General features: G+C 67.8%; 13 protein-coding genes. 7 read left to right on the top strand and 6 right to left on the bottom strand.

The annotated features are described in order from the left end of the window. The coding region (locus FAB82_RS01075; RefSeq protein WP_246039394.1) for a DUF5753 domain-containing protein at nucleotides 1-377 on the top strand (377 nt) is incomplete at its 5' end. A 1-nt stretch (nucleotide 378) separates the two neighbouring features. Further along, entirely contained in the window at nucleotides 379-666 is a 288-nt protein-coding gene (locus tag FAB82_RS01070; RefSeq protein ID WP_136532690.1) for a DUF397 domain-containing protein, read from the top strand. A 99-nt stretch (nucleotides 667-765) separates the two neighbouring features. Here the strand turns inward: FAB82_RS01070 and FAB82_RS01065 are convergent, their stop codons facing one another. From FAB82_RS01065 to FAB82_RS01040, 6 genes are all read right to left on the bottom strand, one after another. Then, on the bottom strand, nucleotides 766-1182 hold the full coding sequence (locus FAB82_RS01065) for a VOC family protein (protein ID WP_136532689.1): 417 nt from the start codon (nucleotides 1180-1182) through the stop codon (nucleotides 766-768). A 230-nt stretch (nucleotides 1183-1412) separates the two neighbouring features. After that, complete coding sequence (locus FAB82_RS01060; protein ID WP_136532688.1) at nucleotides 1413-3194, bottom strand: ABC transporter substrate-binding protein; 1782 nt, start codon at nucleotides 3192-3194, stop codon at nucleotides 1413-1415. A 63-nt stretch (nucleotides 3195-3257) separates the two neighbouring features. Next, nucleotides 3258-4397 carry an ABC transporter ATP-binding protein gene (locus FAB82_RS01055; RefSeq protein ID WP_136532687.1) on the bottom strand — a complete coding sequence of 380 codons (1140 nt, stop codon included), beginning with the start codon at nucleotides 4395-4397 and terminating at the stop codon, nucleotides 3258-3260. Continuing rightward, nucleotides 4390-5418: an ABC transporter ATP-binding protein gene (locus tag FAB82_RS01050; RefSeq protein ID WP_136532693.1), complete on the bottom strand. Its 1029-nt coding sequence runs from the start codon at nucleotides 5416-5418 to the stop codon at nucleotides 4390-4392. The genes FAB82_RS01055 and FAB82_RS01050 overlap by 8 nt, the downstream gene beginning before the upstream one ends. Before the next feature lie 16 nt (nucleotides 5419-5434). Continuing rightward, on the bottom strand, nucleotides 5435-6313 hold the full coding sequence (locus FAB82_RS01045; RefSeq protein WP_136532686.1) for an ABC transporter permease: 879 nt from the start codon (nucleotides 6311-6313) through the stop codon (nucleotides 5435-5437). Nucleotides 6314-6315: 2 nt separating this feature from the next. Then, nucleotides 6316-7455: an ABC transporter permease gene (locus FAB82_RS01040; protein ID WP_136532685.1), complete on the bottom strand. Its 1140-nt coding sequence runs from the start codon at nucleotides 7453-7455 to the stop codon at nucleotides 6316-6318. Between the two features lie 429 nt (nucleotides 7456-7884). On the opposite strand from FAB82_RS01040, the gene FAB82_RS01035 reads away from it, so the two are divergent. The 5 genes from FAB82_RS01035 (at nucleotide 7885) to FAB82_RS01015 (ending at nucleotide 15493) form a co-directional block, all read left to right on the top strand. Then, nucleotides 7885-9108: an NADP-dependent isocitrate dehydrogenase gene (locus FAB82_RS01035; protein WP_136532684.1), complete on the top strand. Its 1224-nt coding sequence runs from the start codon at nucleotides 7885-7887 to the stop codon at nucleotides 9106-9108. Nucleotides 9109-9502: 394 nt separating this feature from the next. Continuing rightward, nucleotides 9503-10231, top strand: a complete 729-nt coding sequence (locus FAB82_RS01030) for a phosphocholine cytidylyltransferase family protein (RefSeq protein WP_136532683.1) — start codon at nucleotides 9503-9505, stop codon at nucleotides 10229-10231. Beyond that, nucleotides 10231-11280, top strand: a complete 1050-nt coding sequence (locus tag FAB82_RS01025) for an iron-containing alcohol dehydrogenase family protein (protein ID WP_136532682.1) — start codon at nucleotides 10231-10233, stop codon at nucleotides 11278-11280. Before FAB82_RS01030 ends, FAB82_RS01025 begins: the two co-directional genes overlap by 1 nt. Beyond that, nucleotides 11267-13003 (top strand): ABC transporter permease, encoded by a 1737-nt coding sequence (locus tag FAB82_RS27745; RefSeq protein ID WP_246039393.1) that lies wholly within the window; start codon nucleotides 11267-11269, stop codon nucleotides 13001-13003. The genes FAB82_RS01025 and FAB82_RS27745 overlap by 14 nt, the downstream gene beginning before the upstream one ends. Before the next feature lie 225 nt (nucleotides 13004-13228). Then, the gene (locus FAB82_RS01015; protein ID WP_136532681.1) at nucleotides 13229-15493 is read left to right on the top strand and encodes an acyltransferase family protein; all 2265 of its coding nucleotides are present in this window, start codon (nucleotides 13229-13231) and stop codon (nucleotides 15491-15493) included. Nucleotides 15494-15668 lie beyond the last annotated feature (175 nt).

The raw sequence follows: 15668 nt of genomic DNA, 5'->3' as shown, positions 1-15668 counted from the left end.
CGTCACCGATCGATCGTGAAGACGGATGGAAGAGGCTCAGTGTGGTCCATCGCCTGGTCGGTGGACGGTCCGTCATGCGCGAGCAGCTTCTCCACCTGGTCGAAATGGCCGACAGCAAGGCCATTACGCTCCAAATCGTGCCGTTCGATCAAGGCGGTTATCCGGGTGCGCTCGGCAAGGTGAGCATCTATTCTTTCGATGACGAGCTCCACATACCTGTGGGGTATGTCGAGTCTCAGGCCGGGAACCTCTATCTGGAGAAACCTGAAGAGCTTCGCCGTCTGACCACGGCATACAATCACATCAGATCCACCGCGCTGAGCCCCGAGCGGTCGGTGAAACTTCTGAAGCAACGAGCCCGAGACCTGAAGGAATGACATGACCAGCGTTGTTGACCTGAACTCGGCCGTATGGCGAAAGTCCAGTCGGTCAGCTACCAATGACGACTGTGTTGAGGTGGCTTGCGTTCACGACGCTCCCTGGCGGAAATCCACCCGCAGCAACGGCGGCTCCGACGGCAACTGTGTTGAGGTTGCCCTGGTTGCGGCCTCGTTCGCAATTCGGGACTCGAAGCTGCCCACCGATGGCGACTTCCCGCGCCTGCGCGTGAGCGCCGCCGACCTCGACGGCCTGCTCTCCGGAATCAAGTCCGGCGAGATCGCCTAGCTCGCCTGGCCCGGAAAGACTCGGCGCGCTTCCCACTGTAAGAGGAAGCGCGCCTTTGCCTTCTGTTCGGTGCCGGCCACGTTCGGTTGAGCGCGGCCCTCAGTGGATGCAGAACTCGTTGCCTTCGGGGTCGCGCATGACGTAGGTCGTGGGGCCGCGGTCGGCGGTGGTGTCGTAGTGCTCGGCGCCGAGGGCGATCAGCCGATCGACCTCTGCGAGCTTCTGGTCCTCCTCGACGTGGACGTCGATATGGCACCGGTTCTTGGCGGTCTTGCCCTCCGGGACCTTCTGGAAGTACAGCCGCGGCTCGGTGCCCGTCGGGTCCGTCGAGGTGGCGACGTCGCGGAACGCGGAGCGCCCATTGATCTGGATCCGCTCCTCCGCGGGCAGGCGGCCGTCGGCCACCAGCTGGTCCACGAACGCCGAGTGGTCGTCGACGGACCTGCCGTAGACCTGAGCCCAGAACTCGGCCTGGGCGTGCGGGTCGCCGCAGTCGAATGCTATTTGCGTCCTCATGGCCCCGATCCTGCCATGGGCGACCGACAATTCCCGGCGATGCCTCTGATTCCCGGACGCAGCGCGGGGCCCCCGATCCGGGATTCGGATCGGGGGCCCCGCGCTCTCTCGTCCGCCGCGCCGACCCGCCTCGGTACCGCGCAGCGGCGGGCCCGGCCTCATCGGCCGGGCCCAGTCTTGACCCTGCGGACCGAGCCGGTGAGATCGGCCCGCAGGAACTCATGTCCGGACTAGGCCGGTTCGACGTTGCCGTTCAGGAGCTGGACCATGACCGGGTTGTCGAAGTAGATGTCGTTGAGCTCGTAGTCGCCCGGGTCGATCGTCTTCACGCGCTCGCCCTCGATCGCGTAGCTCACGCGCGTGTTCAGGAAGATCGGCAGGCGCGGCAGGGTCTCGTTGAACACGATGCCCAGCTGCTGGTTGGCCTCGGCCTGCTCCTCCTCGGTGCCCTGCTGGGCCTGCAGGTACAGGTCGTCGACGCTGACCTCCCCGAGCGACTCGGTCTCGACCTTGTCGGTCGGCAGGCCCATGCCGGGGGCGTCGGCCGTGGTCGAGTTGTCGGTGAACCAGGCCATCTGCCAGGAGCCGTACACGAACGGCACGAACGGGTTCGCCCACTGGCGCACCGCGATGTCGAAGTCGCCGGCGCCCCAGATGCCCCACGGGTTGTCCTCGGGGACGTTCTCGTACGAGATCGCGAGACCGAACTGCGTGAGCTGGTCGGCCGCCTGCTCGCCGGTGAGGGTGAAGTCGGTCCAGCCCTCGACGCCGATGATGGTGTACTCGGCGAGGTCGCCGTTCGGCTTGTGCCAGCCGTCGTCCTCCTTCGCCCAGCCGGCGTCCTCGAGCAGCGACGTCGCCTTGTCGTGGTCGGTCGCGTAGTACTCCAGCTCGACGTCGTCGAACAGGCCCTCGGAGTGTGGGTCGGGCAGGCCCGAGAAGTTCGCCGGGATGTAGTACCCGCCCGCGCCCTTGGCGATCTCGCCGATGGACTCGCAGTCGAGGACGTACAGGAGCGCCTTGCGCACCTTCGGGTCCGCCAGCTCCGGGAAGCGGCCCTCGTTGAGCATCAGGCCGATGCCGTCGTAACCGGGGGTCGAGATCTCCTTGAGGCCCTCGACGCCCTTGATGGTCTGCCGGTCGGTCGCGCCCAGCACCTGGGTGGAGTAGTCGACCTCGCGGCTGAGCAGGAACTGCACGGAGGCGGCGTTGTCGCCCTTCTGGACCTCGACGGTCTCGAACTTCACCTGGTCGGCGAACAGCCCGTCCTGGTGGACCGAGAAGGTCACGACGGTCTCGCCGACCTCTTCGAACTTGTAGGCGCCGCAGGAGATGAAGTCCTCGTCCATGAAGTCCTCGGCGGCGATCTTCTCCGCCAGCGCCGACTGGTCCGCGTCGCCCTGGACGGCTCCGGCGCCGACCAGCGTCTCGGCCTCGTCCATCCACTCGCCGTAGCGGGCGTGCGGCAGGACCTGGACCTTCAAGGCGCCGTGCTCGACACCGGGGAAGGCCGCGGTGTAGTTGACGGTCACGGTGAGGTCGTCGTCGGCGGTGGCCGATTCGAGCTGGTCCCAGCCGACGGTGCCCTGGGCGGCATTGAGCTTCTGGAGGTAGATGGTGCCGACGACGTCCTTGGCGGTCAGGGCGGCCCCATCGGTCCACTTGATGCCCGAGCGGAGCTTGATGGTGAGGACCTTGCCCTCGAGCGCCACGGACTCGGCCAGCTGCGGGATCCACTCGTTGGTGGCCCAGTCCATGATGGCCGGACGCGGGGTGAACAGCTCGGCCACCGGGGCCGCGGTCAGCAGCGCGGCGTTGTTGATCGCGGCGTTGAAGTGGTTCGTGGTGGTGTCGAAGGGATAGACGTAGATGAACTTCCCGCTGGCCTCCCCGCCTTCACCGCTGTCGGCCTGGCAGGCGCCGAGCACGGTCGTGGTGGCGACGGCACCGGCACCGAGACCGACGGCCTGCATGAGACGGCGTCGAGAGAGCTCGAAATTCTGAGAGGTCATCGCCTCTTCCTTTCAATGTTGCGAGGGCTGAAAACGAATTGAGGATCGAAACGCAATGGGTGTTCAGGCCGACCTGGTGATCGGCGGTTCGGGTTGGGCGGCAAAGGATTGGGTCGGTACGGCCGCCGCGACCGGAGCCTTGCGGCATTCTTGGTCACCACCTAGCTCGCGGGTGACCACGTGGCAGGAGAGCCGGCGGCCGGCGGCGGGCTGGAGCCGGGGTTCGTCCCCGTCGCACACGCCCGGCTCGAAGGCCGGGCAGCGCGGGTGGAACGTGCAGCCCTGCGGGAGGTCGGTGAGGCTCGGGATCTCGGCCGAGCGCAGCTGCTCGGCCGAGCGGTTCGCCCGCGCCAGGTCGGGATCGGGTTCGCACACCGCGCCGATGAGGGCCTTGGTATACGGGTGCTGGGGGTTCCCGATGACCTCGGGAGTGGGGCCGTGCTCGACGACCTTCCCCAGGTACATCACCGCGATCTCCCCGTCCCAGGCGAAGTACTTCGCGACGGCGAGGTCGTGGGTGATGAACAGGAATCCCACGTCGAGCTCGTCGCGGAGCCTGCCGAGGGTGTTGAGCAGGCTCACCCGGATCGAGACGTCCAGCATCGAGGTCGACTCGTCGCAAATGAGCAGTTCGGGGGTCATCGCCAGCGAGCGCGCGACATTGACGCGCTGGCGCTGGCCGCCCGAGAGCTGGTGCGGGTAGGAGTCCAGGTAGGACTCGGGCGGGGTGAGGTCGACCAGCCGCAGCAGTTCGGCGGCCTTCTCGCGGGCCTCGGCCTTGTTCTTGACGAGGCCGTGGCGCCGGATTCCGGCGGTGAGGGTGGAGAACACGGTGCGGGTGGGGTTGAGGGCGGCGTACGGGTCCTGGTGGATGAACTGCACGGCCCGCCGGAACTCGAAGCGCTCCTTGGCGTTCATGTCCGCGATCGGCTTGCCGCGGTATTCGACGCTGCCGCCGGTGGGGCGGGTGAGGCCGGCGGCGGCGCGGGCGGTGGTGGTCTTGCCGCAGCCGGACTCGCCGACCAGGCAGAGCACCTTGCCGGACTCGACTGCGAGGTCGACGCCGCCGACGGCGGGCACGGGGCCCTTCTTGGTGTCGAAGACCTGCTCGAGGCCGGAGAGTTTCAGAAGGGAGGGTTGCGGGTGCGGAGCGCCCTCCGGTTCGGGGCTGTGGGCGGGGAGACGGGCGGGCGGGCTAGACATTGCTGGACTCCTTGCGAGTCAAGGTGATCCGGTCGTGGTGCAGGCAGGCCGCGGAGTGCGTCATTCCTTGCGGGCGTTCGGTCAAGACGTCGAGTCCGACCGGGGCGGTGCGGCACTCGGCGGTGGCGAAGGCGCAGCGCGGGTGGAAGGGGCAGCCCGGCGGCATGGCCTTGAGGCTCGGCGGGTAGCCGGGGATGGACTCGAGCGCGGGCCGGTCGCCCTTGACGGGCATGACCGCGTTGATGAGTCCGGCAGTGTAGGGGTGCTTCGGCTCGTGGAAGATGTCGCGGGCCGAGCCGGTCTCGATGATCCGGCCTGCGTACATCGTGGCGACCCGGTCGGCCAGTTCGGCGGCCAGCCCGAGGTCGTGGGTGATGAATACCATCGTGAATCCGAATTTGCGGCGCAGTTCGTGCAGCTGCTGCACGATCTGGCGCTGGGTCAGCAAGTCCAGGGCGGTGGTGGGCTCGTCGAGGACGAGCACCTGGGGGTCGAGGGCGATGGCGAGCGCGATGAGGGCGCGCTGCTTCATGCCGCCGGACAGCTCGTGCGGGTAGGAGGGGAGCACCCGGTCGGGGTCGAGCCGGACGGTCTCGAGCAGTTCCCCGGCGCGGGCCTCGACGGCCTTCTTCGTCCAGCGCTTGCCGTCGGAGTGGTCGCGGAGGGTGTCGGCGAAGTGGTCGAAGATGCGCGCGACGGGGTTGAAGGCGTTCATGGCTCCCTGGAAGACCATCGCGGCCTCGTTCCAGCGGAAACGGCGCAGCGGCTCGGGCTTCAGCTTGAGCAGGTCGGCGCGGGTGCCGTCCTTGAGCCGGTAGACCAGGGAGCCGGAGGTGATCTCGCCGAGGCCGGGGAGCAGGCGCAGCAGGCCCAGGCCGAGCGTGGTCTTGCCGCAACCGGACTCGCCGACCAGGGCGAGGGACTGGCCCTCGTACAGGTCGAGGTTGACGCCGGTGACGGCGTCGACGGACTCTTTGCGGCCGGTGCGGTAGGCGATCGACAGATCGCGGACGCTGAGCATCGGGTCGTTCACGGTCTCACCTTTCCCGCAGTCGGGGGTTGAGGGCCTGGTCGAGGCCGCGTCCCATCGTCACCAGGCCGATCGTGAAGAGCACGATCATGATCAAGGGCGCGATGACGAAGGGCAGGGCGACCGGATTGAGGTAGAAGTTCTGGCTCCAGGACTGGTGGATCATCAGGCCCCAGTTCGGGGTTCCCGACGGCATGAGGCCCAGGACGTAGAGGCCGACGATCGCGTAGATGGCCTGGTTGACCGCGATGACGAAGTTGATGAAGATGAACCCGGCCATGTTCGGCAGGATCTCGCGGAAGACGATGCGGGTGGTGCCGAGGTTCTGCAGCCGGGCGGCCTCGACGAACTCCCTTTCCTTGAGGCTCATGACCTGTGCGCGGATCGAGCGGAACAGGAAGGCCCACATGGTGGAGCCGACCACGATCGCGATGCCCCACGGCGGGATGTCCTCGAAGAACGCGACCACGGCGAGCATGAGCAGGAACTGCGGGATGGTGACGGTGACGTCGGTGAGCTGCAACAGGATCGCGTCGATGCGGCCGCGGAAGTAGCCGGCGGCCGAGCCGAAGACGACGGCCACGAACACCGACATGAGGGCGGCGAGGGTGCCGACCCAGATCGGTTCGGCCCCGGAGCTCACCAGGATCGTGAAGGTGTCCTTGCCTTCGTACTGGGTGCCGAGCCAGTGCTCGGCGGAGGGCCCGGTCCAGATCATCGAGGTGTCGGTGGGGTTGTCGCCGTCGACCAGGAGCGGTCCGATGAAGGAGAAGGTGACGATGAGGCCGACGAGGATGGTCCCGGCGAAGCCGGCGGGGGAGCGGGTGAGCCCGGTCCAGATCTGGCCGAAGGCGCTCTGGCGCCCTGCGATTGCGAGGTCGGACATCGTCAGGCCTCCTGGTTCTCGGATTTGATGCGGGGGTCGACCTTGACGAGGATGAGGTCGACGATGAGGCTGGCGATGACCACGGAGGTCGCCAGGATGATCACGGCGGCCTGCACGACGGGGTAGTCGCGGTCGGAGATGGCGGTGATGAGCATCTGGCCGGCGCCGGGGTAGTCGAGGACCTGCTCGATGACGATGGAGCCGCCGACGAGGGTGCCCAGCTGGAGGCCGATCTGCGGGATGATCGGCAGCATCGCGTTGCGGCCCACGTAGGAGCGGGAGATGCGTCCGCTCTTGAGGCCGCGGGCGCGGGCGACGGTCACGTAGTCCTCGGTGAGGACCTCGGTGGTGGCGGCCTTCATATTGAGCAGGAACGATCCCGTTGCGGTGAAGGCGAAGGCGATGATCGGCAGGATCGCGTGGAAGAGCGCGTCGCCGAGGAAGACGCCGTTGAAGCCCGGTTCCACGCCGGCGGTGATGCGGCCCCGCATGTCCAGGAACGGCAGGATGCCCAGCACGGTGTAGCCGATGACGACGACGGCGGCGATGAGGATGTAGTTCGGGACGCCCGTGAGGAAGGATCCGACGGAGGTCATGGTGTGGTCGAAGACCGAACCGCGCTTGTAGGCGATGGCCATGCCGACGCTCAGGCCGATGACCGTGGCCAGGACGATGCCGGCGCCGACGGCGAAGAGCGTCCAGGGCAGGTACTCCATGACGTGCTCGAAGACCGTGGTGCTCGGGTTGGTCAGCGAGTTGCCGAAGTCGAGGGTGACGAGTCCCTTGAGGAACCCCAGGTACTGGGACCACAGCGGCGCCGTGGTGTCGTAGCTGACCAGGTTCTCGGCGGTGGCCAGCGCCTGGGAGTGGCTCATCCCGGCGCTGTTGAGGCGTCCGGCCATGATCTCGATCGGGTTGCCCGGCATCATCTGCATCAGCAGGAAGGTGATGGTCGAGACGAGCCAGATGACGAAGACCGACTGGCAGATCCGGCGGAAGGCGTATGAGTTCAGTACGCGCCGAAGGAGGTTCGGTGCGCCGCGTCGTGCGAGGTCGCGGCGTTCCGGTGCGCCGCCGGGGGCGGCAGGACGCTGGGGGTCGCCGCTCTCCGCCTGCGGCGGGGGTGCGGTAGGTGCAGTCACCGGCACTCCTTCGTGCGAGAAATTCGGGGCGAGACTTCTCCGGCTTCGGTGGGAGAGCCTCGGGCGTCGTCGCCGGCGCTCCCGCGATGGTGAATTCGGAGTCGAAACAAATTGGAAAGAATGTTTCTAGTTACCGAACTTACCGGGGTGATGCGTCGCACGCCAGCCTTGAGACGGAATCGTTACGTTCAAGGTGAACGACAGTTTTCGCAGCTACCGTCCGTGCGGCGGGATCGAGACTAGCCGGTTGGCCCGACCGGTGCCAGAGTGCGGCGATTGTCCGGATGGTCGGGCGGGCTGTGACGATCGACTCGCCGGGCCGACGGAGCCCGGCCGCATACACCCAGTACGCTCGTACTGTTAGTAGCAGTGCATCTGCCAGTCAGCAGCGGCGCCGGACGAGCGGCGCGAGGAGAGGTACCGACACCCATGGCAAAGATCAAAGTCGCGGGCCCGGTCGTCGAGATCGACGGCGACGAGATGACCCGCATCATCTGGAGCAAGATCAAGGACGAGCTGATCCACCCCTACCTGGATGTGGACCTGCGTTACTTCGACCTCTCGATCGAGAACCGCGACGCGACCGACGACCAGGTCACCGTCGACGCCGCCGAAGCGATCGCCGAGCACAATGTCGGCGTCAAGTGCGCGACCATCACCCCCGACGAGGCCCGCGTCGAGGAGTTCGGCCTCAAGAAGATGTGGCGGAGCCCGAACGGGACCATCCGCAACATCCTGGGCGGGACCATCTTCCGCGAGCCGATCATCATGGGCAACATCCCCCGGCTCGTACCCGGCTGGACCAAGCCCATCGTCGTCGGCCGCCACGCCTTCGGCGACCAGTACCGCGCCACCGACTTCAAGGTGGACCGCCCCGGCACGCTGACGGTCACCTTCACCCCGGACGACGGCACCGAGCCGATGGAGTTCGAGGTCGCCCGCTACCCCGAGGGCGGCGGCGTGGCCATGAGCATGTACAACTTCCGCAAGTCCATCGAGGACTTCGCGCGGGCCTCCTTCCGCTACGGACTGGCCCGCAACTTCCCGGTCTACATGTCGACCAAGAACACCATCCTGAAGGCCTACGACGGCATGTTCAAGGACGTGTTCCAGGAGATCTTCGACAACGAGTACAAGACCGAGTTCGAGGCCAAGGGGCTCACCTACGAGCACCGCCTCATCGACGACATGGTCGCCGCCGCGCTCAAGTGGGAGGGCGGCTACGTCTGGGCCTGCAAGAACTACGACGGCGACGTCCAGTCCGACATCGTCGCGCAGGGCTTCGGCTCGCTCGGCCTCATGACCTCCGTGCTCATGACCCCCGACGGCAAGACCGTCGAGGCCGAGGCCGCGCACGGCACCGTGACCCGCCACTACCGCCAGCACCAGGCGGGCAAGCCCACCTCCACGAACCCGATCGCCTCGATCTTCGCGTGGACTCGGGGCCTGTCCCACCGCGGCAAGCTGGACTCGACCCCCGAGGTCACCGCCTTCGCGAACGAGCTGGAGAAGGTCGTCATCGACACCGTCGAGGGCGGCAAGATGACGAAGGACCTCGCGCTGCTCGTCGGCCCGCAGCAGGAGTTCCAGACCACGGACCAGTTCCTCGACACGCTCTCGGAGAACCTGGCCAAGCGCATCGCCGCGAAGTAACCGTCAGGCCAAAGGCGGCGAACACCGCAAGGCAGACGTAGCCGTCGGGCCAAAGGCGGCGAACACCGCAAGGCAGACGTAGCCGCCAGGCCAAGGACTGCTCAAAGCCGCGAGGCGGACGCATTCGCCGCGCAATTGACCCGCGCCCGCCCGTAACCGGGCGGGCGCGAGTGTCGTTGGGCAAGGAGCAGCGAGCGATTCCGACCCCGCCCTATTGAGGGTGGGTTTACCCACCCGCCCGATGGGGTTACCGATGGGTTCGGAGCCGCGGACTGTCCCTTCCCAGTTGGAGGCCCCGTTCGTAGTGCCACAGCGCACACTCGGCCGGGGCCTCCCCTCCTTGCGGCGCTGTAAACTAGCCGGGCTAACGACCACGAGCGGAAGGCACATTTTAGTGAGAGGCGTCATCCTCGCCGCCGGCCAAGGGCAACGCCTGCGCCCCAACACCGACGAGCTGCCCAAAACCCTGCTCCCGGTCACAGACGACGAGACCATCCTCGACACCATCGTGCGAGGCCTGGTCGCCGTCGGCATCACCGATCTCGCCATCACCATCGGCCACGCGGCCGACAAGATCCGCGAGCACGCCCCGTCGCTCGAATCCCGCTACGGCGCCACCGTCACCCTGGTCGACAACGACCACCCCGAATGGAACAACGCCTACTCCCTCTGGACCGCCCGCGAGCACTACGCCGACGGCGCGATCCTGGTCAACGGCGACACCGTCCACCCCCACAGCATCGAGCTGAACCTCCTGACGGCCGCCCAGACCTCCCGGCAGCTCCTGCTCGCCCTCGACGACCACAAGACCCTCACCGACGAGGCCATGAAGGTCCGCATCGGCGAAAAGGGCGTGGAGCTCATCCACAAGCAGCAGCCGACCGAGGCCGCCGCCGGCGAGTACATCGGCGTCAGCCTCATCCCCGCCGCCGTCGCCGCCGACCTCACCAAGGCCCTGGAGGCCACCTTCAACCGCGACCGGACCCTCTACTACGAGGACGCCTACCAGCTCCTCGCCGAGGCCGACCAGATCGGCACCGTCTCCACCGGCCCGGTCGACTGGACCGAGGTCGACGACCACACCGACTGGGCGCTGGCCAAGACCATCGCGAAGGGTCTCTAGTGCCGCTGCTCGCACGCACCGTCCTCGCCCCGCTCGCCGTCGACGTCTCGGCGGGGGCGCTGGCCCGGCTGCCGGAGCTCCTGGTCGACACCCGGATCTCCTCCGGCGGCAAGGTCGCCGTCGCGCTCGGCCCCGGCATCGGCGCCGAGATCGCCGAGAAGCTCGACCTGCCCGACGCGATCATCCACACGATCCAGCCCGGCACCCTCGACTCCGCACACCACCTCGCCGCGCTCCTGCGCGACGACCGCGTCGACGCCCTCGTCGGCATCGGCGGCGGACGCCTCATCGACACCGCGAAATACACGGCGACCCAGCTGGGCCTGCCGATGGTGTCGGTGGCGACCAGCCTCGCCCACGACGGCATCGCCTCCCCGACGGCCTCGCTGACCCGCGAGGGCGTCTCCATCTCCTACGGCGTCCACACCCCGCTGGCCGTCCTCGCCGACCTCGACTACATCCGCCGCGCCCCGGCCTCGCAGCTGCAAAGCGGCGTGGGCGACGCGCTCACCAACCTCTCGGCCGTCGCCGACTGGGAGCTGTCGCACCAGGTCAACGGCGAATCCGTCGACGGCCTCGCCGCCGCAGTCGCCCGCTCGGGCGCCGAAGCGGTCCTGCGCCACCCCGGCACGATCGCCGACGACGCGTTCCTGACCACCCTCGCGAACGCCCTCGTCCAGGGCGGCCTCGCGATGGGCATGGCCGGTTCCTCGCGGCCGTGCTCCGGCGGCTGCCACGAGATCTCCCACGCGCTCGACGTCCTCCACCCCGGCCTGGCCCAACACGGCCAACAGGGTGCGCTCGGGGCGTTGTTCTGCACGTGGGTCCGCGGCGACAAGGTGCTCTTCGCCGAGCTCGCCGCGGCCATGAAACGACACGGGTTGCCGCGTACCGCAAGTGAACTGGGTCTGTCAACGGACGAGTTGTCCATTGCGATCGAGTACGCTCCGAGGACCCGACCCGGCCGTTATACGATTCTCGAACATCGTGAACTGGATTCGGTGGCGATCAGCCGTCACCTGGCGGAGATGATGCATGAGCTCGATTAGCCCGCACCCCGACGGCGTCTCCGGAAGCAACTCCGGGGGTGGCGAGGAGCACCGGGAACAGTCCGACGTCCCACCGACCCCCCAGGGCGGCAACGGGAGCGGCGGGCCATCCGGCACCCCCGGATACGCACCGGGGGCGACGAGTTCCGGCTCAGCCGCGTTCGCGAGCCCGACGCCGGCCGCCCCGCCGGGATACACGCCTCCTAGCTACGGACCGGCGCAATTCCAAGCGCCGCAAGGACAGCCGACGCAAGCCCAGTCGCCGCAGCCGGGGCAGCCGGGACAGCCGACGCAAGTTCAGCCGCCACAAGCACCGCAGACGCCGCAGCATCCCGGGCCGCACCAGAGCCCGCAGGCACCGCAGTACCAGCAGCCCTCCCAGCCACCCCAGTCCCCTCAGGGCCAGCCCGCACCGGGCGGCGGTTGGCCGCAGCCCGCGCAGCCGCCCTACGGGCCGACCTCGGGCGGCCCGTACGGCCAGCAGCCGCAGCCGAATCCCTACGGCCAGCAGCCCAGTCCGTACGACCAGCCCAGCCCGTACGGCCGGTCCCCGCAGCAGCCGAACCACCCCGGCCAGGGCGGACCCGGAGCACCCGGGCCCGGCCAGGGCGGTACCCAGCCGCAGCCGGGCGAAGGCAACCCTCAAGGCCCGCAGGCACCGCAGCCCGGGACGACCCCGCAGCCGCCACAGGCTCCCGGTGTCCCCCAGGCCGCCCCGCAGATGCCCCCGGCCCCCTACGCCACCCACCCCGAACCGAGCCGTCAGATGCCGACCGCCGGCGGACCCCCGCCGCGGCGCAATATCGACGACACCGCCGAACTCCCCGCGTTCCTCGACTCCGCCAAGAGCGACGAGGGCCCGGCCACCAGCGAGATCAAGGTCAAGAAGACCGTCCGCAAGTTCCCGCTGACCACCGGCTTCACCGCGCTCCTGCGCCACCGCCACGCCCTGTCGGTGCTGGTGCGCCGAGACCTGGCCGTCAAGTACCAGGCCACGGTCATGGGCTATATGTGGTCGCTCCTCGAACCGCTGGGCCTCGCCGCCATCTACTGGTTCGTGTTCGGCGTCGTCTTCGGCTCGGACCTCGGCCTCCCCGAGGGCCGAGAGGTCGGTTACGCGCTCTTCATCGTCTCCGGCATCTTCGCCTACCAGTGGTTCAGCTCGGCGGTCAGCGAGGGCACCAAGTCCCTCGGCGGCCAATCCAGCCTCATCACCGTCATGAAGGTCCCCAGAGAGGTCTTCCCGGTCTCCAAGGTCTTCGCCCGCTTCGCCGAATACGTGGTCGGCTTCCCGATCATCATCATCATGGCGATCGTCTTCGGCGGCGTCTTCGGATGGAACCTGTTCTGGCTGATCCCGGCCATCCTCATCCAGGCGATCCTGCTGACCGGCATGGTCTTCATCCTCTCGGCGCTCAACGTCCTCTACAAGGACGTCCAGCGCTTCTTGTCCTTGTTCATGCGCGTCCTGTTCTACGCCTCGGCGGTCATCTACCCGGTCACCAAGGTCGAGGACGCTCTCGAAGGACACGAGCTCATCTACCGCATCTACTCGATGAACCCACTGGTCGGCATCTTCCAGATGCACCGTGCCGTGTGGATCCCCGAGTTCGCGCCGGACATGTACCAGCTGTACAGCGCCCTCGGATTCTCGATCTTCCTGCTGTTCTTCGGACGCTGGATCTTCTACAAGCTCGAACCGCGCGTCCTCAAGGCGCTCTAGGGCGAACGGCCCCGGCCACCGGCCGGGGCCGCTCGGTCTCAGACACAAGGACGTGGCAAGTTCACGTCGTGTTTTCTTTGTACGATGATGATGACCACCGGCCCGCTCTAAGCGTTGTGGCACGATGCAGGGCGGGTACAGTATGGCCGCCATCAGGCCGGTGAGTCTTAATTGGATGTGCCTGCGTAAGTCCTGCCGGTTCCCCGAGACGGAGATTGTTGCTTTATGACCTCGCCCCAGCCCCCGAGGCCCCAGACCCGAGTCGCTGCGGGGGCGGCGCTCAACGAGGAGACGCTCCACCTTCCTCTCACCACGACCGGCCCGAGCTCGGCGCAGCGCCCCACCGCGCCCGGCCCCTACCCGCCGCGTCCCCCATACCGACAGACCGAGCCCGCCCCCCATCCGGCGGCACCCCGCCCCCGCGAGACCCCGCGCTGGGAGGGCATGGGTTTCCGCCCCGACATCCAAGGCCTGCGCGCCATCGCCGTCGGCCTCGTCCTGCTCTCGCACGCGGGCTTCCCGGGCTTCGCGGGCGGTTACGTCGGCGTCGACGTCTTCTTCGTCCTCTCCGGCTTCCTCATCACCTCCCTGCTCGTCAAGGAGGTCTTCGAGACCGGACGGATCTCCCTCGCCGGCTTCTACGCCCGCCGCGCCCGCCGCATCCTGCCCGCCGCCAGCGCCGTCGTCATCGCCACCGTCATCGGCGCCTGGCTGTGGTTCCCCATCACCCGCTTCGAGGCGGTGATGCAGGACGCCTTCACCGTCATCGTCTACATCGTCAACTACCGCTTCATCGCCGAGAGCACCGAATACCTCAACGCCGACCAGATGCCCTCGCCGTTCCAGCAGTACTGGTCCCTCGCGGTCGAAGAGCAGTTCTACGTCGTCTGGCCGCTGCTGCTCATCGGCCTGCTGTTCCTGGTCGGCCGCGCCCCCCGCAGGTTCCTCGGCGCTGCCATCGGCTTCTCCGTCGTGATCTTCGTCGTCACGCTCATCCTGTCGGTCCTCATCACCGAGCAGTCGCAGCCGACGGCCTACTACGCCGCCCACACCAGAGCCTGGGAGCTCGCCGGCGGCGCTTTCCTCGCGCTGACGCTGCCCACCTGGAAGAAGCTTCCGGCGGCTCTCGCCTGGGTCTTCGCCATCGGCGGACTCGGCGCCATCATCGCCTCCGGGCTGATGTACTCCGAGGAGACGGCGTTCCCCGGATACACCGCGCTGGCGCCGGTCCTCGGCACGATGGCGGTCATCATGGCCGGGACCGCCCAGGGCAAGAACGCCGTCACGTCCCTGCTCGGTACCCAGCCGTTCCAGTTCGTCGGCAAGATCTCCTATAGCCTCTACCTCTGGCACTGGCCGATCCTGATCCTCGCGCCCCTGGCGCTGGACGTCGAACCCAGGCTCATGCTGAACCTGGTACTGCTCGCCGGAACCTTCGCCGCCGCACAGCTCTCGTACGCCTACATCGAGGAGCCCTTCCGCAACGCCAAGCTGCTCAAGCGAAGCAACGCGTGGGGCCTGGCGACCGGCGTGCTCTGCTCGCTCGTGGGCATCGGCCTCATCGTCGCCCTCACCACCACCTTCACCAAGGTCCCCGAGGACAACGGCCCGACCGACCTGGAGGCCGTCGAAGAGGTCGGCAGCCAGGACGAGGTGACCGAGGCGCTCGAAGCGGGCCTCGAGGTCACCTCCGTCCCCGACGACCTGACTCCGGCACTGGCGACGATCAACGGCGACCGCCCGAAGATCTACGACAACGGCTGCCACCTCGACTTCGAGGACGTCCAGCCGGCCGACGGCTGCGTGTACGGCAAGGTCGACTCCGACACCGTCATCTACCTCATGGGCGACTCGCATGCGGCGCAGTGGTTCCCGGCGCTCGAAGCGATCGCCGACGAGCAGGGCTGGAAGCTCGTCACCCGCACCAAGAGCGCCTGCACCCCGGTGTCGGTGACCGTGGAGAACTCGCAGCTCGAGCGCGAGTACAGCGAGTGCGACGACTGGCGTGACACGGTCTTCGACGAGTTCGACGAGGTCAAGCCGGACCTGGTGGTCCTCTCCACCTCCGACGCCGCCTCGATCGCGAACCCCGAGAGCGACGGCGGCGTCGAGGAGTGGAAGACCGGCTGGGAGGACACCCTGGAGCGGGTCACGGCCTCCGCCGAGAACACCCTGGCACTGACGGACACGCCGCGGACCGGCGGAGACCCGGCCCCCGACTGCATCGCGCTGAACGAGGAATCGGTCCAGGAGTGCACCCCGACCGAGGATGACGGTATCGGCTACGACGAACGGCGCGCGGCCGGGATCGAGGCCGGTGAGTCCGCCGGTGCGGACGTCATCGACACGGTCGACTGGTTCTGCGTCGACGGGAAGTGCCCGCTCATCGTGGAGGACATGATGGTCCTGCGGGACGGCCACCACGTGAGCACGCCGTACGCGAAGTACCTCTCGGGAGTGCTGGAAGATGCCCTCCCCGATCTGAAGTAGGCGCAGGCTGCGGGGGAGCGGCCGCGAGAGCGGCCCTTCCCCGCCCCGCTCAGGCCGGGTTCGGCGGCCTCAGCGGCCTCCGCGGTCGGCGCCGTTCCCAACCGCGCCGTCTCGATCAAGCAAAGATTCAGGGCCCGAACGCTTCGGCGTTCGGGCCCTGAATCCTGTGCTCTAT

The sequence above is a fragment of the Glycomyces buryatensis genome, assembly GCF_004912275.1.
Lineage (GTDB): Bacteria > Actinomycetota > Actinomycetes > Mycobacteriales > Micromonosporaceae > Glycomyces > Glycomyces buryatensis.
The sequence above is the reverse complement of the archived record's forward strand: the minus strand, read 5'-3'. Positions and strand labels throughout refer to the sequence as shown.